25 protein-coding genes and 1 pseudogene are annotated in these 23,581 nt (G+C 43.4%); 14 read left to right on the forward strand and 12 right to left on the reverse strand.

The features are described from left to right. Window positions 1-68 precede the first annotated feature (68 nt). Window positions 69-1,277: an MFS transporter gene (locus tag NSS75_RS21795; protein WP_213418195.1), complete on the forward strand. Its 1,209-nt coding sequence runs from the start codon at window positions 69-71 to the stop codon at window positions 1,275-1,277. Window positions 1,278-1,412: 135 nt separating this feature from the next. Beyond that, entirely contained in the window at window positions 1,413-3,491 is a 2,079-nt protein-coding gene (locus tag NSS75_RS21800; protein WP_339235155.1) for a glycosyltransferase family 39 protein, read from the forward strand. Between the two features lie 36 nt (window positions 3,492-3,527). Here the strand turns inward: NSS75_RS21800 and rplI are convergent, their stop codons facing one another. The 4 genes from rplI to NSS75_RS21820 form a co-directional block, all read right to left on the reverse strand. Further along, window positions 3,528-3,977 (reverse strand): 50S ribosomal protein L9, encoded by a 450-nt coding sequence (rplI, locus tag NSS75_RS21805; protein ID WP_010332608.1) that lies wholly within the window; start codon window positions 3,975-3,977, stop codon window positions 3,528-3,530. Continuing rightward, window positions 3,974-5,953 carry a cyclic-di-AMP phosphodiesterase GdpP gene (gdpP, locus tag NSS75_RS21810; RefSeq protein WP_024123525.1) on the reverse strand — a complete coding sequence of 660 codons (1,980 nt, stop codon included), beginning with the start codon at window positions 5,951-5,953 and terminating at the stop codon, window positions 3,974-3,976. Before gdpP ends, rplI begins: the two co-directional genes overlap by 4 nt. A gap of 36 nt (window positions 5,954-5,989) precedes the next feature. Further along, entirely contained in the window at window positions 5,990-6,919 is a 930-nt protein-coding gene (locus NSS75_RS21815; RefSeq protein WP_339235160.1) for a YybS family protein, read from the reverse strand. A 224-nt stretch (window positions 6,920-7,143) separates the two neighbouring features. Continuing rightward, complete coding sequence (locus NSS75_RS21820) at window positions 7,144-7,293, reverse strand: hypothetical protein (RefSeq protein WP_010332611.1); 150 nt, start codon at window positions 7,291-7,293, stop codon at window positions 7,144-7,146. A 145-nt stretch (window positions 7,294-7,438) separates the two neighbouring features. On the opposite strand from NSS75_RS21820, the gene NSS75_RS21825 reads away from it, so the two are divergent. Then, window positions 7,439-7,924 carry a spore coat protein gene (locus NSS75_RS21825; RefSeq protein ID WP_024123527.1) on the forward strand — a complete coding sequence of 162 codons (486 nt, stop codon included), beginning with the start codon at window positions 7,439-7,441 and terminating at the stop codon, window positions 7,922-7,924. Window positions 7,925-7,953: 29 nt separating this feature from the next. On the opposite strand, the gene NSS75_RS21830 is transcribed toward NSS75_RS21825, so the two are convergent. Then, window positions 7,954-8,331: a winged helix-turn-helix transcriptional regulator gene (locus tag NSS75_RS21830; protein WP_024123528.1), complete on the reverse strand. Its 378-nt coding sequence runs from the start codon at window positions 8,329-8,331 to the stop codon at window positions 7,954-7,956. A 209-nt stretch (window positions 8,332-8,540) separates the two neighbouring features. Between NSS75_RS21830 and NSS75_RS21835 the strand changes: the two genes are divergently transcribed. After that, window positions 8,541-9,470, forward strand: coding sequence for a manganese-dependent inorganic pyrophosphatase (locus NSS75_RS21835; protein WP_010332614.1), 930 nt, complete (start codon window positions 8,541-8,543; stop codon window positions 9,468-9,470). A gap of 114 nt (window positions 9,471-9,584) precedes the next feature. Next, window positions 9,585-10,735, forward strand: a protein-coding gene (locus NSS75_RS21840) for an IS3 family transposase (protein WP_339233173.1) whose coding sequence is annotated in 2 segments (ribosomal slippage) — window positions 9,585-9,858 and window positions 9,858-10,735 — 1,152 coding nt in all. Because the reading frame shifts where the segments join, the coding sequence is not laid out codon by codon here. A 59-nt stretch (window positions 10,736-10,794) separates the two neighbouring features. Here NSS75_RS21840 and NSS75_RS21845 read toward each other — a convergent pair. Beyond that, complete coding sequence (locus NSS75_RS21845) at window positions 10,795-11,244, reverse strand: DUF6376 family protein (RefSeq protein ID WP_185848387.1); 450 nt, start codon at window positions 11,242-11,244, stop codon at window positions 10,795-10,797. A 437-nt stretch (window positions 11,245-11,681) separates the two neighbouring features. Between NSS75_RS21845 and NSS75_RS21850 the strand changes: the two genes are divergently transcribed. Next, window positions 11,682-12,992, forward strand: a complete 1,311-nt coding sequence (locus NSS75_RS21850) for an MFS transporter (RefSeq protein ID WP_339235167.1) — start codon at window positions 11,682-11,684, stop codon at window positions 12,990-12,992. A gap of 155 nt (window positions 12,993-13,147) precedes the next feature. After that, entirely contained in the window at window positions 13,148-13,882 is a 735-nt protein-coding gene (locus NSS75_RS21855) for a MerR family transcriptional regulator (RefSeq protein WP_339235170.1), read from the forward strand. 33 nt (window positions 13,883-13,915) lie between these two features. Here NSS75_RS21855 and NSS75_RS21860 read toward each other — a convergent pair whose 3' ends face one another. Both NSS75_RS21860 and NSS75_RS21865 read right to left on the reverse strand, forming a co-directional pair. After that, a complete protein-coding gene (locus NSS75_RS21860) occupies window positions 13,916-14,710 on the reverse strand; it encodes a hypothetical protein (protein WP_024123533.1) in 795 nt (264 codons plus the stop codon). Between the two features lie 107 nt (window positions 14,711-14,817). Further along, window positions 14,818-15,201 (reverse strand): nuclear transport factor 2 family protein, encoded by a 384-nt coding sequence (locus tag NSS75_RS21865; RefSeq protein ID WP_339235173.1) that lies wholly within the window; start codon window positions 15,199-15,201, stop codon window positions 14,818-14,820. A gap of 158 nt (window positions 15,202-15,359) precedes the next feature. Here NSS75_RS21865 and NSS75_RS21870 point away from each other — a divergent pair, with 158 nt between their 5' ends. Continuing rightward, window positions 15,360-16,208, forward strand: a complete 849-nt coding sequence (locus tag NSS75_RS21870) for a pentapeptide repeat-containing protein (RefSeq protein WP_339235176.1) — start codon at window positions 15,360-15,362, stop codon at window positions 16,206-16,208. Window positions 16,209-16,288: 80 nt separating this feature from the next. Here the strand turns inward: NSS75_RS21870 and NSS75_RS21875 are convergent, their stop codons facing one another. Further along, window positions 16,289-17,488: an MFS transporter gene (locus NSS75_RS21875; protein ID WP_339235179.1), complete on the reverse strand. Its 1,200-nt coding sequence runs from the start codon at window positions 17,486-17,488 to the stop codon at window positions 16,289-16,291. A 189-nt stretch (window positions 17,489-17,677) separates the two neighbouring features. Here NSS75_RS21875 and NSS75_RS21880 point away from each other — a divergent pair, with 189 nt between their 5' ends. The 3 genes and pseudogenes from NSS75_RS21880 (at window position 17,678) to NSS75_RS21890 (ending at window position 19,572) form a co-directional block, all read left to right on the forward strand. Then, window positions 17,678-18,574: a LysR family transcriptional regulator gene (locus NSS75_RS21880; protein ID WP_339235182.1), complete on the forward strand. Its 897-nt coding sequence runs from the start codon at window positions 17,678-17,680 to the stop codon at window positions 18,572-18,574. Beyond that, window positions 18,571-19,010: pseudogene (locus NSS75_RS21885) on the forward strand (GNAT family N-acetyltransferase). The gene NSS75_RS21880 and the pseudogene NSS75_RS21885 overlap by 4 nt, the downstream one beginning before the upstream one ends. Window positions 19,011-19,092: 82 nt before the next feature. Beyond that, a complete protein-coding gene (locus NSS75_RS21890; protein WP_326323489.1) occupies window positions 19,093-19,572 on the forward strand; it encodes a DUF2798 domain-containing protein in 480 nt (159 codons plus the stop codon). A 58-nt stretch (window positions 19,573-19,630) separates the two neighbouring features. Here NSS75_RS21890 and NSS75_RS21895 read toward each other — a convergent pair whose 3' ends face one another. Further along, window positions 19,631-20,545 carry a LysR family transcriptional regulator gene (locus NSS75_RS21895; RefSeq protein WP_339235186.1) on the reverse strand — a complete coding sequence of 305 codons (915 nt, stop codon included), beginning with the start codon at window positions 20,543-20,545 and terminating at the stop codon, window positions 19,631-19,633. 121 nt (window positions 20,546-20,666) lie between these two features. Here NSS75_RS21895 and NSS75_RS21900 point away from each other — a divergent pair, with 121 nt between their 5' ends. After that, window positions 20,667-21,245: a LysE family transporter gene (locus NSS75_RS21900; protein ID WP_024123540.1), complete on the forward strand. Its 579-nt coding sequence runs from the start codon at window positions 20,667-20,669 to the stop codon at window positions 21,243-21,245. Window positions 21,246-21,327: 82 nt separating this feature from the next. Continuing rightward, a complete protein-coding gene (locus tag NSS75_RS21905; RefSeq protein ID WP_339235189.1) occupies window positions 21,328-21,705 on the forward strand; it encodes a VOC family protein in 378 nt (125 codons plus the stop codon). A 121-nt stretch (window positions 21,706-21,826) separates the two neighbouring features. Here NSS75_RS21905 and NSS75_RS21910 read toward each other — a convergent pair whose 3' ends face one another. Continuing rightward, on the reverse strand, window positions 21,827-22,489 hold the full coding sequence (locus tag NSS75_RS21910; protein ID WP_101859640.1) for an MBL fold metallo-hydrolase: 663 nt from the start codon (window positions 22,487-22,489) through the stop codon (window positions 21,827-21,829). 66 nt (window positions 22,490-22,555) lie between these two features. Here NSS75_RS21910 and NSS75_RS21915 point away from each other — a divergent pair, with 66 nt between their 5' ends. Continuing rightward, a complete protein-coding gene (locus NSS75_RS21915; RefSeq protein ID WP_308314958.1) occupies window positions 22,556-22,711 on the forward strand; it encodes a winged helix-turn-helix transcriptional regulator in 156 nt (51 codons plus the stop codon). Window positions 22,712-22,815: 104 nt separating this feature from the next. On the opposite strand, the gene NSS75_RS21920 is transcribed toward NSS75_RS21915, so the two are convergent. After that, window positions 22,816-23,496, reverse strand: a complete 681-nt coding sequence (locus tag NSS75_RS21920; protein ID WP_339235193.1) for a winged helix-turn-helix domain-containing protein — start codon at window positions 23,494-23,496, stop codon at window positions 22,816-22,818. Window positions 23,497-23,581 lie beyond the last annotated feature (85 nt).

A 23,581-nucleotide genomic window follows, 5' to 3' on the forward strand; every position in this document is an offset into this window, starting at 1 on the left:
CACTCGCATACTTGCTTACATGTATCGGAATGATATTAAGTATATGTTAGAAAAGAGGAGTAACTGCTTTGCCACATCCACAAAATAAAAAAATCCAATCGTTTTGGCTGATTGCCGGTATTATCTTTATCGCGTTTAACTTAAGACCCGCAATCACTTCAGTCGGGCCGGTCATCAGCTCCATCAGGACCGAGCTGCACATGTCCAATGGGGCAGCGGGTTTTTTGACCGCACTGCCGCTGCTTTCTTTTGCCGTTCTTTCTCCGCTCGCGCCTAAGCTCGGACGGCGCCTCGGAAATGAGCGAACCTTATGGCTTGGTCTCCTGATACTGTTTATCGGTGTTTTGATTCGATCTGCCGGCTATACCCCCGCTTTGTTTTTCGGAACGGCACTCATCGGAATCGGAATTGCGATCGGAAACGTACTTTTGCCAAGCTTAATCAAACATAAATACCCTGAAAAGCCAGGGATTATGATCAGCCTGTATACGACATCTATGAATATATTCGCTGCTTTAGCATCAGGTATCAGCGTTCCTTTAGCGTCCCAGTTGGATGGCGGATGGAAACAGGGATTTCTTTTATGGGGAGGCTTAGCATTTCTAGCCTTGCTGATTTGGATACCTCAGCTTCGCCATCGGGATGCGTCCAACCAGACGCCGCAGCTTAAAACCAGTCCGATTTGGGCTTCCAAAGTGGCATGGTTCGTCACCATCTTCATGGGCCTGCAATCATTTTTATTTTACAGCAGTATCGCCTGGTTTCCTGAGATTCTCCGTTCACACGGGATTGATACGTCAACCGCCGGATGGCTTGTATCACTCATGCAATTTGCGAGTCTGCCTTCCACTTTTCTGACACCGGTTTTAGCTGACCGCGTGAAACATCAGCGCGGGATCGTTGCAGCGCTGACCGCAGTCTATCTGATCGGTCTATGCGGATTATTAACGGGCGGCAGCCATGCCATGCTTGCCATCTGGATGGTGATTATCGGTATCGGACAAGGCTCCAGCATTAGTCTGGCACTCACTCTCATTGGGCTCCGCAGTGAAAATGCGTATCAGGCTGCAGCGCTGTCAGGCATGTCACAGTCATTCGGCTACCTTCTTGCAGCCGTCGGGCCGATCTTTGTCGGGTATCTCTTTGACCAGACACATTCATGGACAATGCCGATTGTGCTTCTTATTGCTGCTTTAATCGTCATGGGAACAGCAGGACTTGGGGCTGGACGCGATCGATACGTCCTTCAGACAGAGAGAAAGAGAAATTCAGCGTAGAAAAAGGGCGGGGAAGATGTCTCTGCCTCTTTTTTTATGGAAAAACGGTCAGACATTCTTTGAATCTTTATGGTTTATTCATAAGTTTTTCATATTTGTTTTTTACAATAAGACATCATAAAGAGGTGAAAAACGATGAAAACCAAACGTTTCGACACAGTCCTTATTGTTATTTTGCTTGCAGCGGCTTTTCTCAACACCTATCACATTTGGCAGGATGACGCTGCGAACCAATACTATCTGGCAGCGGTGAAAAGCATGACGCAAAGCTTCCACAATTTCTTCTATGCGTCATTTGACCCTTCCGGATTTGTAACAGTTGATAAGCCGCCTGTTGTTTTATGGATTCAAACGATCTTCGCGCTGATCTTTGGTGTTCATACGTGGAGTGTCATCATTCCTCAGGCTCTCGCCGGGGTTGGATCGGTATTCCTTCTGTACAGAATGATCAAACCGACATTTGGCATTGGAGCGGCCCGCGCCGCCGCGCTTGTCATGGCGCTGACACCAATCGCAGTCGCCGTCAGCCGGACAAACAACATTGACAGCATGCTTGTCTTTACCTTATTGCTCGGTTCATCATGCCTGCTTCGGGCGGTCAAACAAGGCAAGCTCGTTTGGCTCCTGACAGCTTTTGGCCTGATCGGCCTTGCATTTAATATGAAAATGATGCAAGCCTTTATGGTATTGCCTGCATTTGTGTTATTCTACCTGATTGCTTCTCGGATTTCGCTAAAGAAAAAAACAGGATCGCTGATTCTGTCTCTTATCCTCCTAACCAGTATATCGCTCTCATGGGCGGTTATTGTGGATTCAACATCCTCCTCCAGCCGGCCGTATATCGGAAGCAGCCAGACAAACTCTGTGTTAGAACTCGCCTTCGGATATAACGGCACAGAGCGGCTGCTTGGGCAAACCACCGGCCTTGCACGCGGTGATATGAATGGCGCAGGCGGCGGTAACATGCAGAATAATGGCACGATGCAAGCGCCAAATCACAATGAATCATCTGACGGAACCTCTTCATCTCAGAACGGAAACAGCAAGGCAGATGGAAATCAAAACAGCACCGATTCCTTCGGGGGCAATGCACAGGCTCCTCAGCCGCCTTCTGGACAAAGCGGCGCTTCCAATGGAGGAGGCACACCTCCAACAGGCGGACCAGGGAATGGAGGATCCGGCGGGGGCGGCGGAAAAAGCATGAACATGTTCGGCACAGGTGATGCAGGACCGCTTCGTCTCTTCCAATCTGCTCTTTCCGGCCAGATCAGCTGGATGCTTCCATTCGCATTGATCGGATTACTTGGTGTAATTGTCAGCTGGTGCCGTGATCGCCGTGGTCAGGCGGCAGAATTGAAAGAAACGCTATTCTGGACAGCATGGCTTGTACCTGTGGCAGGTTTCTTCAGCATCGCGGGATTCTTCCACCAGTATTACTTGATTATGCTGGCACCGCCGATTGCCGCACTTTCCGGTATCGGATGGTATACAATGTACCGCCTATACAAAAACAATAAAGATTGGACAAGCTGCCTGCTGCCAGCGGCCGTCTTCATTACAGCCGCATTCCAAGTGTATATTTTGAGTGCTTATACAAGCCAAATCGGCAGTGGTTGGATGTATGTACTCGGACTCGCAGGACTCGGCACCACCATTGCTCTGCTCATGCTCAAAAGCAGCAAACAGCTAATCATTGTCAGCTTATGTGTGCTGCTCCTCGCACCAATCTACTGGTCAGCAACGCCGCTTTTATACGGGGGCAACAGCGTTCTTCCTGAATCCGGCCCGCAGCTTAAAAGCTCGGCAAACGGAGGAAACATGTTCTCCTCAGAAATGGACACCGGTCTCCTGTCTTATCTGAGAGAGCATAATACCGGCGAAGAGTATTTATTCGCTACGTTAACAACCGTAACGGCTGCGCCATATATCATCGATACAGATGAATCTGTCATGGCACTCGGCGGCTTCAACGGCACAGATCCGATTCTGACTGTCTCTGATCTGAAAAAACTAGTCAAAGAAGGCAAAGTGAAATACTTCCTGCTGTCAGAAACTAACTCAGGCAATACTGAACTCGTTTCTTGGATCAAGAAACACGGTCAAGAAATATCTTCTGACGAGTACAGCAGTTCCTCGAGCAGCACAAGCAGCCAGCAAGGCATGAAAGGTGGACCTGGCGGAGAAAGCCAGCAAACCCTTTATCTCGCAGAATAAAAAAAGAGGCTTGGATCAATCCAAGCCTCTTTTCTATTAAGCTTCTTCTTTCACATGTACCTTTAACACAGCCTGCACCTCAGGATGCAATTTCACAGGAACGTTTGTATAACCTAACGCGCGAATGCCGTCCGGCAGTTCCAGCTTCCGCTTATCCACTTTGATGTTATGGTCTTTTTGAAGCTGTTCAGTAATTTGCTTGCTTGTGACAGAGCCGAACAAACGGCCGCCTTCACCTGATTTCGCGCTGAGCTCAACAGTCAGTTTTTCTAATGTTTCTTTTAAGCTCTTTGCCTGCTCAAGCTCTGCGATGGCTTCTTTTTTCTCTTTCTGCTTTTGACCGTTTAGTACACTGATGTTTGACGCGTTCGCTTCAACCGCGAGGCCTTTTTTAATCAGAAAGTTATGCGCATAACCGTCTGCTACGTTTTTCACTTCGCCTTTTTTTCCTTTTCCTTTTACATCTTGTAAGAAAATAACCTTCATCTTTGTACGCCTCCCTCAAAATACTCATCTATGGCGCCCTTCAGCCGCTCCAGCGCTTCTGTTACTGAAATGCCGGATAACTGAGTCGCCGCATTTGTTAAATGTCCTCCGCCTTCCAGCGCCTCCATGATGATCTGAACATTCACATCGCCAAGAGACCGCGCACTGATACAAACAGTTTGTTCATCACGTCTCGCTACCGCAAATGAAGCCTCAACCTCGCTCATCGACAGCAGTGAATCCGCAGCCTGCGCAATCAGCACTTGATCGAAATATTCATCCTCATTCTCAGGCAGAGACGCAATCGCGATGTTCTCTTTATAGAGGGCCGTATGCTGGATCAGCTTCGCCCGTTTAATATAGGAATCAACGGTTTCTTTGAGGAACTTCTGCACAAGCACCGTATCGGCGCCTTTCGCTCTTAAATATGAAGCTGCATCAAAGGTCCGCGAGCCAGTGCGGAGTGAAAAGCTCTTTGTATCCACTATTATACCAGCTAATAGGGCGGTTGCTTCAATCATATTGATTTTTAAGCGCTTCGGCTGATACTCAAGCAGCTCTGTCACCAATTCCGCTGTTGATGAAGCGTACGGCTCCATATAGACGAGCAGCGGGTCTCTGATAAATTCTTCGCCTCTGCGGTGATGGTCGATGACCACAATATGTTCAATTTTGTTTACCAGCCGTTCTTCCATAACAAGCGACGGCTTATGTGTATCCACGATGACAAGCAGCGTATCGTCATTGGCAATTTCCATCGCTTCTTCAGGCGTAATGAACCTTGACCACAGATCTTCATATTTTTTAATTTCCTCAATCAAGCGCTGCACACTTGAACCGATTTGATTCGGATCAATCACAATAAATCCATCTTTGTTATTTGCCTGTGACACCTTTAATATCCCGATCGCCGCGCCGATAGAATCCATGTCGGGGAATTTGTGACCCATGATAATCACATTGCTGCTTTCAGAAACGATTTCCTTTAAAGCATGAGAAATCACGCGGGCGCGCACCCTTGTTCGCTTCTCCATCGGGTTCGTTTTACCGCCGTAAAACTTCACTTTTCCGTTTGGCAGCTTAATGGCTACCTGGTCTCCGCCGCGGCCCAGTGCTAAGTCCAGACTGGATTGCGCCAAATCGCCAAGCTCTTTCAGCGATGAGACCGAAGCTCCGACACCAACGCTTAAGGTCAGCGCGACGCCGTCAAATGAAGTTTTTTCCCGTACCTCATCCAGAATCGAAAACTTCGAATTTTCAAGTTCGGTTAAAATGTGTTCATTAAGCACAGCGATGAAACGTTCTGATGAAGTCCTTTTCAGGAATATTCCATACTCCTGCGCCCAAGCGTTGAGCAAAGATGTCACTTGGCTGTTCATCGTGCTTCTCGTCTGGTCGTCTAATCCTTGCGTCACATCATCATAGTTATCAAGGAAAATATAGGCCAGCACAGTTCTTTCATTTTCATATTGCTTTTCAATCTGTATCTGTTCCGTCACATCGAAGAAATAAAGCAGACGCTCATCCCGTTTGATGACCACTTTAAATTTTCGGTCATTCAATGTAACCGTTTCCGATTCTACCTCTTGTTTGATGAGCGGCACAACTGATTCACACGTATCATAAAGTGATCTCCCCACTAAAGTACTTTCATTAAAGCAAGAAGAGAGAAACGGATTTGCCCATTCTATATAGTATTGATCATTAAAAAGCATGATGCCGATCGGCATTTCCATCAATGCCTCTTCACCGACTTTTTTCAACCTGTAGGATAACGTAGAAATATAAGCGTCAATCTCTTTTCGAATAAGAGAATCCGCGCGTTTTATAAAAAACAGTATAACTGCAAGCAGCAACACTTCGACGGTTCCTATGATCCAGTTAAAATAAAAGCTGATGAGGATTGTAATGATTGACAAAGCAATCAATGCATAGATGGGATACCGAAACAACGGTTTTTCATAAAAGCTTGGCATTTCTATCACTCCCCACCATGTGAGTACAACTCATATTCACTTCACCTTATTCCTTATGTTAAAGCCCATGTCCATAACGCCTAAAATGCGAATGGCTGCCATAAAAATCGGATGCAGAAAACCAAGAATGACTGCAATGACGGCGACTGCCTTCGGATATTTTTTCTTATGGCAATAGAAAAAGATAAATGATAAACCCTGGATAAAAATAAGAAACCCGAGTATAAACTCCCCATTTAAAGCGATAGAGTACAGCATTTGGCCTTTTTCTAAAGGCAGAAATGAAAGAATGACAATCAACAAATACAGCACTACAACACTTTGCGGAAACTTCAACTCTCTAAAAGGCTTTAGACTAGGAATATCGGGGGAGAATCGCCTTAAGAGCGGCTTAGCGATAAGGTAACTGAGGAAAGAAAAAATGGCTCCTACCATCACGATAGCTGTTGGAAAAAGATATTGAACCGTACTCAATTGTTCTTCCATCAGTTTCATTTGTTTCTCAAGCTCTTCAGCATCACCCGATTGTTTCAAAACGGATTCAACGATATCGAGTGATTGCCGGTATTGTGTCATTGCTTCATCAATGATATTGATACCCAAAAACTGAATGCTTATCACAAAATAGAACACGATACAAAGCATATAAATAAGGGCACCCGAAATAATAGCATGACCGGGTTCTCTTTTTTTGAAAAAATGCCCCATGGCAATGCCCGCACAAGCTGACATAAAAGCTACAATAAGTCCGTTAAAGGACCCGACAATAAAGACAACAGGAAGACTGACAGCGCCCATCCATAATCCTAATTTCAATCCGTGTCTGATCGTATAAAGGATCATAGGCAGCGGCAGTGCAAATAACAGAATTGTTCCAATCAATGGAACATAAACGACCAACAGTGTGATGATCGCAAACAAACTGATTAAAATAGCACCTTCCATTAATGCTCTTGTTTGTTTCACTTAGTCACCTCGTATCATACTGAACATACGAATAGAAAAGAGCAGCATAAACGACTGCTCTTTTTTTCATCGCCGCAACATGTTTTGCACCAATGTTTTCATATCATCTCTAAAATTACTTTTATATTTTAACATAAGTCCAAATCGCAAGTAAAATGACGCCAATGTTTCATGTGAAACATTGCAAACGAAAAGACATTCTTTAAAAGAATGCCCATCACTTCTTATTCTTTATCATCCATAAAACCAGAAGATTCTTTGTTTTTCTTCTTCGTTTTTCTGACATACACAAATATTAAAATCACAAGTAAAAGGGTTGTTGCTTGCAGAACGCCGCTGCTAAACAAGAAAAAGTTCTTTATCATGTCCCACATCGTGTTTCACCTCTTTTTGGATGTTCTCAACCCGTATCCTATATAAGGTGAATTTCCCTTTTTAAAAACTTCAAAACATCATGAACAACATTGAACGTTGGGCATATGCTGATACAGAATCTGATTGATAAAGGAGATTTGTTACATGGATGAACGCAGAACGTTGGCTTGGCATGAAACATTAGAGATGCATGAGCTGGTTGCTTTTCAGGCAAACGGGCTCATTAAACTGAAGAAAATGATTAGAGAAGTTAGAGATCCTCAGCTCAGACAGCTTTATAGCGTGTCCATTCAGGCCGTTGAGCAAAACTTAAAAGAGCTTCTCCCGTTCTTCCCTCAGGCGCCGATGCCTCGCGATGATGAAGAAGAAGAGCGCGCGGATAATCCATTTTACAGCGGTGACCTGCTCGGCTTTGCCAAAACATCTGTCCGCAGCTATGCCATTGCAATTACAGAAACAGCAACACCTCAATTAAGAACCGTACTTGTCAAACAGCTAAACGCTGCCATTAAGTTGCATGCGCAGGTTTATCAATACATGTATCAGCATGGATACTACCCATCTTACAACCTTTCTGATCTGTTAAAAAATGACGTCAGAAACGCCAATAAAGCCATTTCGATGAAATAAAAGAAGCAGCAAAGGCTCTCCCTTTGCTGCTACTTCTGCTGTTCTTTTAATAAACTGTTCGAACGACGCGCCTCCAGTACTTCTCGGTTGGCGTCACCCCATTCTTTCATTTGCAATACAATCGGCTCAAGCGTTCGCCCGAATTCTGTCAAAGAATACTCGACCTTGGGCGGCACCTGGTGATAAACTTCGCGATGAACAATGCCATCCGCTTCAAGCTCCCGAAGCTGCAGGGTCAGCATTCGTTGGGTAATACTCGGGCAGATTTTGCGAAACTCATTGAACCGTTTCTTGCCATCTATCATGTGATAAAAAAGGATCCCTTTCCACTTTCCGCCAATGACATCTAGTGTAAATTCAACTGGACAGCCTTCTTTGTTCGGATAAATATTGTTTTTTCGGCTCATGTTCGACCCTCCAATAGTACCTTTTTTGATACTACAGATCATTTTGTAACTGACCTACCCAGTATTTTACACACCTTTCCTCTTCCACTCAAAAAAAATGCTTTTTATTCACATCAATTTTTAAGGGTTTGCATGATTACACCCGCAGCAAGACGTGTTAAACTATAAAAAGAATGTTTACACTACTTAAAAAAGGATAAGGAGTTATCATGGAAAAAATACTTATTTTCGGACACCAAAATCCAGACACAGATACGATTTGCTCTGCTATTGCTTACGCTGATTTAAAAAACAAACTCGGTTTCAACGCTGAGCCTGTCAGACTTGGACAAGTCAACGGCGAAACACAATACGCGCTAGATTACTTCAAACAAGAAAGCCCTCGTCTTGTAGAAACAGCTGCAAACGAAGTGAACGGCGTTATCCTTGTTGACCACAACGAACGCCAGCAAAGCATCAAGGATATTGAAGACGTTCAGGTTCTTGAAGTCATCGACCACCACAGAATCGCAAACTTCGAAACAGCTGAGCCGCTTTACTATCGTGCTGAGCCTGTCGGCTGTACTGCTACAATCTTAAACAAAATGTACAAAGAAAATAACGTAACAATCGAGAAAGAAATTGCCGGCCTTATGCTGTCTGCTATCATTTCTGACTCTCTGTTATTCAAATCTCCAACTTGCACTGATCAAGACGTAGCTGCAGCAAAAGAACTTGCTGAAATCGCTGGCGTAGATGCTGAAGAATACGGCTTAAACATGCTGAAAGCCGGCGCTGACTTAAGCAAAAAAACAGTTGAAGAGCTGATTTCTCTTGATGCAAAAGAATTCACACTCGGCAGCAAAAAAGTCGAAATCGCACAAGTCAACACAGTGGATATTGAAGATGTGAGAAAGCGCCAAGCTGAGTTAGAAGCAGTGATTTCTAAAGTTGTGGCTGAGAAGAACCTTGATCTGTTCCTTCTTGTGATCACAGACATCTTAGAAAACGATTCACTTGCACTTGCAATCGGTAACGAAGCGGACAAAGTGGAAAAAGCATTCAACGTCACATTAGAAAACAATACAGCCCTTCTTAAAGGCGTTGTTTCTCGTAAAAAACAAGTCGTTCCTGTGTTAACAGACGCGATTGCAGAATAATAAAAAAGCATCCCGCTCGGGACTGACCCCATAAGATGAGACAAATAAAAAACACCTTCAAGTTTGAAAACGGATAGTTGTTATCCTTAAATAAGACTTGGAGGTGTTTTTTGTATGGGAACAAGAGTGAGTTATCCGATTGAAGTCAAACAGAAGGCTGTAGAAATGAGATTGGCAGGCGTACCTATGAAAGAGATCATGCAGGAATTGAATATCAAGAATAAGACGCAGGTTCAGACATGGGTTAGATGGCATAAGGCTGGGGATACACATCGATTTGAACAGCCTGTTGGTAAGCAATACACTTACGGAAAAGGTCCGGAGTATTCTTCCGAATTAGAGAAACTGCAGGCAGAGAACCGTTATCTGAGACAACAGAATGAAGTTCTAAAAAAGTACAACGAATTGGAAAGGAAGTTGATAGCCAAACGTCAGTCGAACTTGTAGAAGTATTGCACAGCACAATGACCGTACAGAATATCTGTGTTCATTTAGGTATTTCACGAGCATCTTATTATCGTTGGAAGAAGAACCTGATGAAAGATCATCCCAAGTGCCATTTGGAAAAACAAATCGGCACGTTGTGCCGAGAGCACAAGTATCGATATGGATATCGAAAAATTACAGCTATATTAAAAAAGGGAATGCGTATTAACCATAAAACGGTTCAGCGTATCATGCAGAAAAATCAGTGGCAGTGCCGGGTTAAGGTGAAAAAGCGCAAGAAGAATGGGCAGCCATATGCCGTGGTTGATAATATATTAGATCGGAACTTTCAGTCCGATCATCCTCTTGAAAAACTAGTAACGGATATCACATATTTGCCTTATGGACAGAAACAATTGTACCTTTCCAGTATATTGGATGTATACAATGGAGAAGTAATTGCTTTCACGATTGGAGATAAGCAGGACACAGACTTTGTCTTAAACACACTTGATCAGCTGCCAACACTGCCTCAGAACTGCGTGTTACATAGTGACCAAGGATCTGTGTATACATCTTATGAGTATCAGAAAGCTGTTAAAACAAAAGGCATTACCATGAGCATGTCCCGCAAAGGGACGCCCGCTGATAATGCCTCCATCGAATCGTTTCATTCCTCACTAAAGTCTGAAACGTTCTATCTTAACAGCATTAATCGAACCACGACCGCCATCGTAGAACGCACTGTCAAAGAATACATTTATTATTATAACAACATTCGTATTCAAACGAAACTAAACAGCCAATCACCGATAAGCTATCGGCAATTGGCTGTATAAAAGGTGTTTTGATCCCTGTCTCAAAAACGGGGGTCAGTCCCCTCCCGGGATGCTTTTTCTTATTCGCCAAGCTTTTCAATTTGCCCCATCACATCAGTAATTTGCTTAGCGTTTTGGACCAATTCGGATTGCTCCAATTCCTCAAGCGATACCTTTCCTTCTTCCACTTGCTGCAAGACGTCTTCCGCACTTTTTTGCAATGTGTCGTTATGCTCCTGCAGGGTGTTGTGAAGCTCCGCTGCGGCATCAGGCGGTGTTAATTCATTAAAATCAGCCGCTGCCTTTTGAATGGACTCAAGCTGTGTCTCTAGTTTTTCTTTCGCCTCAGTGTCATTTACAGCTTCCTCAGCCAATGCAGGCGCTTCCTCTGCAAACGTCTTCACCTTTTCCACATAAGCTGACGCTTCATTTGTATAATCCAGCCCGTCATTCACCTGATCCAGTATTCCGCATCCGCCTGCCCCCAAAAGACCCGCGCCGGCCAAAACCGTCAGAACCATTTTCTTCATTGTTTGCCCCCTTATCGTTTCTTCTTCATTTTTTCTTTTAAGATCGGAATCAATTTCTCTTTCGCTAATGGCAGCCCCTTCTTCACCAATTCACGTTTCAGCCATTTCTTCAGCTTAGACATAGTGAATCTCCTCTCCCTTTTTTGATAAAAATGAAAAAAACTCCACCGATTTGGTGAAGTTTAGAAACAAAAAGACCTTCACCAAATCAGATTTGGCAAAGGTCTCGCTAACAATCAAATTGCCAGCAAAGCCGAGGACACCTTGTCCCGTAATGACGACTTTACTGTGAAAGCTACTCCCCTTTGGAGTGTTCATTTTTATTACTTTCATTCTAAAGCAATGGGCTTTTCCAGTCAAATTCCTGCTGTCCGTTTACATAAAAGAGAGCTGTGGTAATTAAAATTTGAATGGTATTTACATCCGGAGATCATGCTATGACAGAGGAGGTTTTCATCATGAGTCAAGAGCGCGTGAAACGGCCCGGGCATACCAGATGGTATATATCTTCGTTACTGAGCGGCATTATCATTCTTAATTATTTTGATCGAGTGGCCATTTCTGTAGCTGCCCCGGCGATACAAGATTCGTTTCACCTCACAGCAACTGAACTCGGCTTTGTGTTTTCGATTTACACATATTCGTACACACTGATGCAGCTGCCCGTCGGAAGTTTATTGGACAGGTTTGGCGTGGCCTGGGTCACAAGAATCGGAATGACGGTTTGGAGCATTTTAACGATCATTCTCGCTTTTTTACAAGGAAAACTGCTCTTATATGTGTTCCGATTTCTCATTGGGCTGACAAGCGCATCGGCGTTCCCCGCCGCTTCCAAAGCAACCGCTCTATGGTTTCCTCCAAGTGAACGGGGTCTGGCGAACTCACTGTTTGATTCAGCCGCCAAATTTTCAAACGTAATCGGAGCGCCGCTGGTCGCCTTTCTCGTCACAACATTTGACTGGCGGGTCGCCTTTTTAACGATCGGATGCATCAATGTGCTGTTTACCATCTTTTTCTGGCAGTACTATGAGCAGCCCGAACGGCACAAACGCATTTCCAAAAGCGAATTAAACTATATTCAGAAACACAATACAATCACAACAGAACAAATCCCCTATAAAACGGTCCCGCTTTTAAAAGCACTGTTTTCCAACCGTAAAGTATGGGGCTTAATGATCGGATTTACGGGGTACGGCTATACATTCAACCTGCTGCTTACATGGCTTCCGACTTTCTTTAAGCATACATACGGAATGGATCTCATGTCATCCGGTTTATTCACCGCCGTGCCGTGGCTGATCTCAACCATTTCCGGCATTGTGGTCGGCGGCTGGCTCGTCGATTACCTTATCAAAAAAGGCTATTCCAACACCAAGGTGTACCGAACCGTGATCATTGTAGGGATGAGCTTCGGCTTTTTCTTTTTGGGCTCCATTTTGACGAATAATATTACCGTTGCAATTATCTGCATTTCAATCGGCCTCGCCGGCGTTTCTGCAACGGCTCCGGTCGGCTGGTCCATCTCCGCAGAACTGGCCCCGATTGGCTCCGTTTCCATGCTGAGTTCCATGGTAAATCTGGCAAATAACCTATTCGGAGGCATAATCGCCGCTTCACTCACGGGATATTTGTTTGATGTGACAGGTTCCTTTACGCTCAGCTTTCTTGTTGCCGGTTTTGTATTGCTGCTTGGGCTGATTTTTTACGTATTTGTGCTAGGAGATGTGAAAAGAATTAAGTTGGAGTAAAGAGTGCTTGTGTGCAAGCACTCTTTTCTTTGATCATAAAACAGCTTTCTCTGGGGCTATATCCCATTCTCTCCGGGCAAAAATAACATCATTTTTATTCTTGACTCCAACCAAAGGTAAGGCCTCATAGTGATAGAGGAAGGAGGAATTGAGTTGTGAAGGTAACAGTAAAAGAATTGTCGCACATTGCGAACGTGACAATCAAAACGCTTTATCACTACCACAAAATCGGCTTGCTGTTCCCAAAAGAAATCAGCGAAGCCGGATATCGGTACTATGGTGCCGACGAGCTAAAAAGACTGCAGGAAATCCTTTTTTACAAAGAATTAGATATTCCTTTGTCAGAAATAAAAAGGTTATTAGATGAGGATGCTGACAGAACTGGCACATTAGAAAAGCAAAAAAAGCTGTTTGAAAAGAAAATTAAAAAGTACCAGCGCTTCGTTCAAACGGTCAATACGTCTTTAGAATACACAAGAAAAGGTGAGAACATGGATCATAAGGTAATGTTTAAAGGATTTGAAACCTCAAACGAATGGAAACAATCTTTAGCGGAACAAAATGACCATTTAAAAGAGCATTACGATTTTGAAGTAGATACCCACGCTATCAATGTAGATGAAATGAACAAAATGGCGATAGAGGCAAAACATTTTCTTGATGGAATGGCTGATTTTTCAAGAAGCGGCGTGACGTATCATGACCCTGCCGTGCAAGAGCATGTCATGAATCATATTACGTTCCTGACTCAAAACGGACATCCGACAAGCAAAGAAGATTACGTAAAACAAACGCGGTTCTTTATGCAGGATGATTTTCATCGAGAAATGTTAGAAGAGCAGCAAACTGGTTTATCTTATTATCTGACCGTCGTTGCAGAACACCTGTAGCGTGAGTCTTTGCCACTAACGCATTCCCTCTGCTCAAGTTGCGGCACCGCCAACAATCGATACATTCTGCCGGTCAACGCCAAAATTCCGCCCGTTCCATTTCAATACGGTTTGAACATATCCCAATGAGTCGGCGTTATACCTTCCGGCGATTCGCTGATACGCCAGCAATTCGTATACGCCGTCTCTGTTGAAATCAACCGGATACAAGCCGGATAAAGGATTAACCCAGCCTTCTATCGGCGCTTTTAAAACACCCTGATTCGTATAAATTTCATTCAAATAGTCTCTGCCTTTGTAGGTAAGATCAAGTATATATTGTTCATGCTGGCGTTGACTGACCACGCTCGCTTTATATTGATTTAGATAGCTCACACTGTACTTGAATTCATCATTAAAAGAATCCGAATTGAAAATCTGCCTGAACTGCCGATTCATATAGGCAAACACATACGCATAGATAGAGCCTCCGCTTCCCCCGGTATCGATTACAACAGCCACATCTTCCGTTTTATTGCCTGTCACATCAGCCAGAAAAAGTGACGGATTGTATCCGATATTGTTATGAAGCTGGATTTGCCGTTCCTGATGTGTTTTGCCGTCACGTATCACCAAAGTGATATTTCTCCATAGCGGACTGCCTGACGTTTGATTGCCAGTAAGGAAGACTTCATCAGCGACTCCATCTCCTGTCACATCACCCCGCGCTGCAGTAATAATGGCGCGCGAGAAACCGGGCTGCCTATAGACATATGGATACTGGTAAAGCGTTGATTCTCCGCCATGATAAACCCAATAAGGTGCCATTCTGCTGTTGTATGGATTCAATTGAATTCACCCTTTCCTATTCACCTTCATGAATCATTATATGCAGGAAAAGTACACAGCAGATCACATGCAGCCCGTCTTGTTTCAGAATGTCTAAGCACTATAAACTAAATTAAATCCGTACCATATGAATTATCAATTGCACAAAGCCACTCACCTTGCATATTCTTCTTAAACACATAGGTCGCCCTTCTTTCCATCGCATACTCGGAATCCTTTTTATCCGATTCAAGCAGCGTTTGAGAAAGGACCAGAGCAGTGTCGCCTGCTTCCAAAATGACCATTTCCCCTTGCGTCGGGACAAGCTGATGATTGAAATAATTTGCGATCGCAATAAACGCTTTTTTGATTTCTTCTTTACCGCGTGCGATCATGCCAGGCTTCACAACTAAAATGGCATCCTCTGTATAGTAATTCATCAGTGTATCAAAATCTTCGTTCCGGATTGCCGCATCACAAGCAGAAATGATCTCTTTTATTTGCTGTTCCAAAAGGTTCCCTCCCCATCATCACGGTTGGATATATTATACATTGTTTGAGCAGTTAATACCGAAAACAAAATGAAAAGTATACCTATTTCCTATATAATGCAAATAGCACGAATAAAACCTATATTTTACAAAGTTCCCGAGTAAAGGGGTGAACGATATTGCCTGTGGAATTCACATTACATGACAATAGACAGCATGATATAAGCGCAGATTGCCAACATTGTTTTGGCCTGTGCTGTGTTGCCTTGCCTTATGCGAAATCGGCCGATTTTGCTTTTGATAAAGATGGCGGAACGCCTTGCCGCAACTTAGAATCAAACTATCAATGTGCCATACATGAAGCTCTTAGAGAAAAAGGATTTCGAGGCTGCTCAGCTTATGAATGCTTTGGCGCCGGTCAAAAGGTATCCCAAATTACTTATGAGGGAAAGGATTGGCGAAACAACCCGCAATCCGCGAAAGAGATGTTTGACGTTTTTCCAATTATGCAGCAGCTGCATGAGATGCTTTGGTATTTACATGAAGCTCTTTCTATAGAGGCAGCCAAGCCCATTTACCGTGAGCTGCGGGCTTGTTTCGAAAAGACGGACAAACTCACCAGGCTCAGCGCGGAAAACCTGCTGAACCTACATGTGTCCGAGCATAGAGCTGAGGTTAATGAATGGCTGTTAAAAACGAGTGAGCTGGTGCGTGCCCAAGCCCGCAATCAAAAACTCCCGAAAAAAATCAGCCGGGGAAGCGCCCTGATCGGCGCGAAACTGAAAGGGCTTGATCTAAGAGGAGCAAACTTCAGAGGAGCACTGCTCATAGCAGCCGACCTGAGACATTCTGATATGAGAATGACAGATTTCATCGGCGCTGATCTCAGAGATGCTGATTTAAGCGGAGCTGACCTGACAGGAAGCATTTTTCTAACGCAGGCACAAGTGAACGCTGCAAAAGGCAATCCCCGCACAAAGCTTCCGCCTACTTTAAAGATCCCGGCCCATTGGAACAACAGCCAATAAGAAAAGGACCCGCCAGAGGTCCTTTTTTTGTCACCATCATTTCAATTTACTGCCCTGCACCTCAGGACATGTTAAATCAGTCATAGCGCGCTGCCCGACACGTTTTCACTCCTTGCCAGAAATACCGACAGCACGAAAGCAAACAGCAGCATGAACGTGATCATACCGACGACACCCAGCCAATGAAAAGCAGACCAAAACACGCCGCCGACTGTTCCGCAGATACTTGAACCTGCGTAATAAAAGAACAAATACAGCGATGAGGCCTGCGCCTTGTTATGCAGGGCTCTCCGTCCAACCCAGCTGCTGGCGACTGAATGCCCTCCAAAGAAACCAAAGGTAAAAAGAGCAATCCCCAGAATTTTTACTGCTAATACGCCGTTTAACGTTAATAATGCACCTGCGAGCACGATAAAAATATTCATCATCAGTATTTTATGATAACCGTATTGATCGACCATTCTTCCAATAAAAGACGAGCTGACAATCCCGACAATCATCACAATAAATATCCAGCTGACAATCGCTTTGTTAAAGGAATACGGCGGCGCTAACAGCACATACGCAATGTAGTTGAACAATGCAACATTGCTTCCGAGAAGCAAAAAACCAATGAAGAACAAGCTTAACAGTTTCCGGTCCTTCAAGTGGCTGATTAAAGACATTCCCAACTGACCGATCTCAAGTTTTCTCGGCGTAAAATGGGTCGATTGAGGCAAATTCATAAAAAATATCATACTCGCTATCAAACTGATCACACCAATTGACCCCATCGCTATATGCCAAGTAAAGTACTCACTCAAGAGCCCTGAAACAATCCTTCCAAAAACGGCGCCGATCGCGTTTCCGCTGATATACAGCCCCATCGCCGACCCAAGGCTTCCGGGTTCAATTTCTTCTCCAAGATAAGCCATCGCAATCGAAGGGAGACCAGCGAGCGCAATCCCTTGAATGGTTCTCAATACGAGCAGCGTATGAAAATTCGGGCTGAAGGCCGACGCCAGACAGAGAACGGATGCGGCCAGCATGGATACAGCCATAATTGGCTTACGTCCCCATACCTCTGACAACGAACCGAAAACAAGCATGCTGACAGCTAAGAGTATTGTTGTAGCAGATAAAGAAAGACTCGCTGTTGTAGGGGTCACATGAAACTCCCGCGTAAATTCCTCCATAAGCGGCTGTACACAATACAGAATGGCAAATGTATTAAAACCTGCAGCAAAGAAAGCAAACGTAATTTTACGAAAAACCGGTGTGCCTTTTTGAATGTATGTCATCGGGACTTTATCTGCCCCTCACCATTTTGTTGAAGGCTGCACTCCATAAACACCCATCCTTTATTTCTTGCGATTTCAAACATCCTCGAGTCTGTTTATACATTTATCTTAGCACCGTTGATATATGTTGTATAATGCATAATAAATATCCATTTCATGCTTAAATGTAATGTAGGAGGTGTTGACGATTTGGAATGGGAACAATTTGAATATTTTCAAACACTGGCCCGCATGGAGCACGTCACGAAGGCGGCACAAAGTCTGTCGATCACACAGCCTGCGCTTTCACGCTCAATCGCCAGACTCGAACACCATTTAGGCGTCCCGCTATTCGACAGGCAAGGACGTTCGATTAAACTAAACAAATACGGAGAAATATTTTTAAGACGCGTTCATGCCATGATGAAGGAATATACCGAAGGGAAAGAAGAAATCCAAGCTTTGTTACAGCCTGACCAAGGCGAAGTGTCTCTCGGTTTTTTACATACATTAGGAACAACGCTGGTTCCCGATTTAATCGGCAGCTTTCAGCAGAAATATCCCGACATTACCTTCCAGCTGAAGCAAAACCATTCATATTGGCTGCTTGAACGATTAAAATCCGGAGATCTGGATCTCTGTCTCCTTGCCTCCATCAAGCCTGAAAAGCTGATCCGCTGGATACAATTATGGAGCGAAGAACTGTTTGTATTTGTGCCAAACAACCATCCGTTATCTCATCGAGAAAGCATTGCACTGACCGAAGTCGCCGATGAGCGTTTCATTTTATTGAAAAAAGGATATGCGCTTCGCATGACGGTTGATGAATTGTTTGAGAAAGCGGACATTCAACCGAACATTATGTTTGAGGGTGAAGAAGCAGCCACTGCGGCAGGTTTTGTGGCAGCCGGTCTTGGCATATCCGTTCTGCCCGATCTTAAAGGGTTAGACCAAAGCAAAATCACAAAAATTCGTGTCAGCTGGCCGGAATGTCAGCGCGTCATAGGAATCGCCTGGATAGAAGGCAGATTTTTATCCCCGGTGGCAGAGACCTTTAAACAGTATGTCATCAGCCATTTTTCTGATAAAGAGGAGGATCAATCATGAATGTGAAGAGAATAACGAACATGATTTACATACAGCGTTTGACATCAGAAAGACAGTATTTGTTGAGGAACAAGGCTGTCCAGTTTCCGACGAGTTCGATGAGTTCGATACACTCCATGGGGATTGCCAGCACATTCTGGTTTACCATGAACAACAGCCGGTCGGCACAGCGCGTGTGCGTATCGTTGATCACGCGGGCAAACTGGAAAGAATCTGCATTCTGAAGCCCTATCGCAAATTCGGGTTGGGGAAAGTGATTGTCGATGAGTTAGAACGCATTGTGAAAGAAAAAAGCATTTATACATGTAAACTGCACGGTCAGACACAGGCAGCAGGCTTTTATGAAAAGCTCGGCTATCAGACAGCATCAGAGGAATTTATATTGGATGGCATTCCGCATGTGCTGATGACAAAAGAAGACGATTCCAGCCAATAAATTGCTCACAAATTTGTCACTTATGAGCATGTGTGATTCATTGGTATACTAATCACCGATTATTGAGAGAAGGATTGATTGTATGCCAGCAAATAAAAAAGAAGGCCTTATCTTTGGCGTGATGATGTGCTTTGGGATGGTCTGCGTCATGTCGATTTACAATGCAGTGATCAACGGAGCCATTCGTGATTTTTCATGGGTTACAGCTTTTGAGATGATCATTGGATTTATTGTAGCGTTACTGTTAGATTTACTTTTAGTCGGTCCGCTCGCAAGAAAAATGACATTCAAAATGCCGTTCGACAAGTCTAAGAAATTATATATGGTCCTTGCCATGTCGACTTGTATGGTGGTTGGTATGGTACTTTGCATGTCTGTTTTCGGATTAATCACGGCAGTTTTTTCGAATGGACTTAACGAGAACAGCCTATTCAGCGCTTACCTTATGATCGTTCTGAAAAACTTTATTTTAGCCTACCCATTGCAATTATTAATAATGGGCCCTTTAGTCCGGGGCATTTTCGTAAAGTTTGTAAAACCCAAGGTTTCAGCCGCAGTTTGATGGATGACTAATATGAAAAGGAGTGAGCGTACCAACTCCTCCTTTTCCAACATCCTGTCTATTCACCGGACATACCAACAAGAGACTCCTGTTCAGATTCACGAAACGAATGTAAAACAAGTTCAGCAAAAGCCTCTGCCGCCGGCAATTGCCATTTTTTCTTTTTGATCAGCATATGGGAATACAGCGGTTCGAAAGCTTTAGAATGACCAAGGATTTTCAGCTTACCGCTTTCCACCTCTTCTTTCACTGTCACATAAGGTAAAACAGAAAAGCCAAGCCCGCTCATGACCGTTTGTTTGATCGCTTCGATACTCCACAGCTCCATTGTTTGAACGTTGCAGATGTCATGCTTAACAAGATACCTTTCAAACATTGATCGATAGCTGCAGCCTTCTTCATTTGTGATAAAAAAATGGCCGCTGATATCTTGTTTATAATCATCAAAATGATCCGGTCCGTCATGACTGCCCACAAGGACAATCCTCTCCTCAGTTAAAGTATAATGAATGCATTTGTCCGGGCTAATTGCTGGATAGACCATAAAAGCAATATCCACCCGTCCGCTCAATAAATCTACCTGGTTTTCCCCGCATGTCCCATTGCTTAATATAATCTTCACATGAGGATATTTCAGTGAAAATTCCCTTATGATTGGCCCTAGTCTAGAAATCGTTAAAGACTCCGGTGCGGCTACCTTTAATACTCCGTTGATTTCATGAACACTCTTCATATTCTTGATCTGGTCGTGGGCAGAAAGTAAATCTTCTGCCAAAGGGATTAACTCTCTGCCTAAATGAGTCAGCTTTAGATTTCTTTTTTCATACGAAAATAAAGCGCCGCCGATCTCCTGCTCAAGTGCTTGGATATGAGTGGTGATCGTGGATTGCGTATAACCCAGCTTAGCAGCAGCTCCCGTGTAACTTCCCATTTCTACAATGGCTTGGAACGTGACAAGATGTCTGATCTCCATACGTTTTCCCCTTCTATCGAAAAAAATGATAATGCTTTTTTATATTTCAATTTTATTTATAGATATGACTATCATACAATAAAAACTGCCCAATATGACATTAGTAAATGAAGGTGATTCAATGAGTATTATAGCTTTTCTTTCGTATGTGATTTTGACATCCATTACGCCCGGCCCAAGTAACATCTTAATGATGAATGAAGCGCGAAGGTTTGGCTTTATCGGTTCGTGGCGTTTTAATAGCGGCATCTTATCGGGCTTTGCAGCACTGGGGATTCTCAGCGGTATATTTACAATAGGTGTATACAATTGGATTCCTCTTGTTGAGCCCTACTTCAAAATAGCTGGTGCAGTCTATTTGCTCTATTTGGCCTGGCAGATCGGTTTCGCCAAAGGCTCAAAGAAGGATTCAGGAGACACGCACTCTTCTTTTTTGTCCGGTTTCATCTTCCAGATCATCAATATCAAAAGCGTTTTGTTCTTCTTAACATTGATGAGTGCTTTTATACTGCCGTTTCAGCATTCAATGACATCAATTATTTTTTATCTCTCATTGGCCATTTTTTTGGGCTGGTTCGCCCTGCTGCTATGGTCAGGGTTCGGCTCTGTTTTTAAAAAGCTTTTTGAAAAACACGATAAGGCATTTCGAGTCATCATGTGCTTGCTGCTCATTTATTCTGCGGTAAGTATCTTTCTTTAGTTAATCTCATCTGATACGAAAGCAGCTATGCAGGATTAATAATAGATTTAGTGAAATGTATACTTTGCAGGAGGGATCGTTAATGATAAAACGACTTGATCATTTGGTGTTAACGGTAAAAAACCTTCAGGAGACAATCCGCTTCTACACCTCTGTTTTGGGAATGCAGGAAGAAACGTTTGGTTCGGGCAGAAAAGCATTGCGTTTTGGCAATCAAAAAATAAACTTGCATGAGGCCGGTCATGAATTCGAACCTAAGGCACAGCACCCATTACCTGGATCTGCGGATTTGTGTTTTATCACTGATGAACCTATCAATAAAGTAGTAGAACATCTCACGAAAATGAATGTCAATATAGAGCAAGGGCCTGTAAAAAGAACCGGCGCCCTTGGCCCGATTATCTCTGTTTATATTCGAGATCCCGATCAGAACCTCGTCGAAATATCAGAGTATCTTTAAATCTCCCAAAACATACCGAGTGTTTGGTATGTTTTGAGGGACTTATTCCTTCTAAAAACGATACTCAAAATAGTCTCACTCTTCTCCCCAACCAATTCATATTTACTGTTACAAACTTTCTTTAATCTCTATATTTTAAAACATACCTTTTATACAGTTCTTCGTTATAAAGAATGCTTTGTCCATGCGAAGAGCAGATAAGAGTTGGTTTGATTTCATCTATGATTGCGCCGCTATCTATATTCTCATTCATATCGACGCTGAATTTTCTGATAGGCGGGTGCAGCTCCTCCTTACTTGTAATAAAAAGGTCTCCCGATAATAAAATGTTATCAATTTCATGATGGTAGATAACATGCCCCGGAGAATGTCCGGGTGTTACATAGTATTGTATCGGCAAGTGAGTAAGTGTATGCTCCGTCAGTGGCCGGACAGTATGTGCTACCCTTGTGTTTTCGACGTCATTTTTGTTCGGATAAGGCGCTTCTCCATTTATATAAATCAGTTCTTTTTGATGGGCATAAATAGGAATGTCAAACTTCTCTAACCATTTTGCTGCACCTTGAATATGATCACTATGGCCATGGGTAAGCAGAATGGCTTTGGGATGACCAATTGCTAACGCTGCCTTTATTTGAGCATCTGCGAAACGTTCTATTCCTGTATCAATGATATAAACATCATCGCCATCTTTAATAAACCAAATATGAACTGGGATATGAATCGGTATATCGAGTTCAAATTCACACTGATAGACATGTTCTGATATTTGTATTAAGTTCAAGCAAACCACTTCCTTTGAATATTTTTGTAAATGGCTTTACACATTGTTGGCTGAAAATGGCAAGGAATCATCATCGATACCCTGTCTCATCAACCGGTCAGGTTTAATGAACTGAAAAGATCAATACCGGGTATCACACAAAGGATGCTGACGTTGCAGCTAAGGGAACGGAAAACAGATGGTGTGGTGAAGACATCACAGGCTTTACGTCTCGAAACATAAGGAGATAAGCCACTTTATCACTTTGCGTTCCGCTTCTCATATGAATATGGCACCCATCTGCTTTCTCCATTTTTGATGGAGGAAGTATGTTTTCCATTCAAATCTTAGATACTCAATTTAAAGTATTTCTCAAATGCAGCTTTTCCGCTTTGTGTAACCTTAATAACTCTAGTTTTAGGCATACGCACAATCCATTGCAGTTCTAGCATCCTGTCTAATAATGCATGTCCCAAAGCGCCTGCTAAATGATGCTGCCGCTCGCTCCAATCTAAACAGCAAAGCGCAAAAGCTCTCCTCTTATTTCTTTGTTTTTCTTCGTCGACTCCAAAATCCTTTAAAAACAAAGAGCCTTCTGAAGTGACCTCAAAGTGTAAATCCGTTTTTCGTAAGAAGCCCTGCTCGACTAATGAATGTGTCACTTGCACGCCGATATAACCAGCCAGATGATCATAACAGGTACGGGCAAAGTGTAAATCACTTTTTTCTTTTGAATCATTGAAAGACTTCACTTTTGAATCAGGCGAAATACTGAGCAATTGTTCGATCACTTTTGCAGCATCGGCGCTAGCCAATTTATAATACCGATGTCTTCCATGCTTCTCTACACTGATGAGCTGTGCTTCAAGTAATTTTTGCAGGTGAAAGCTCGCAGTTTGAGGCTTGATTTTAGCGAAATATGCAAGCTCTCCAGCAGGGTGTATTCTTCCATCCATAAGGGTCAAAAGAATAGAAGAACGCGTGGGGTCAGATAGTAACGAAGCAACCTTTGCAATATTAGGATTCATCATTCTCCTCCTTACATTCATATTTCGATGATAGTTGAAATGTTAAACCTTTACAATATGAATAAATAATGATTAGGAGGCATTA

This window comes from Bacillus sp. FSL K6-1012 (assembly GCF_037964915.1).
Taxonomy (GTDB): Bacteria; Bacillota; Bacilli; order Bacillales; family Bacillaceae; genus Bacillus; species Bacillus halotolerans.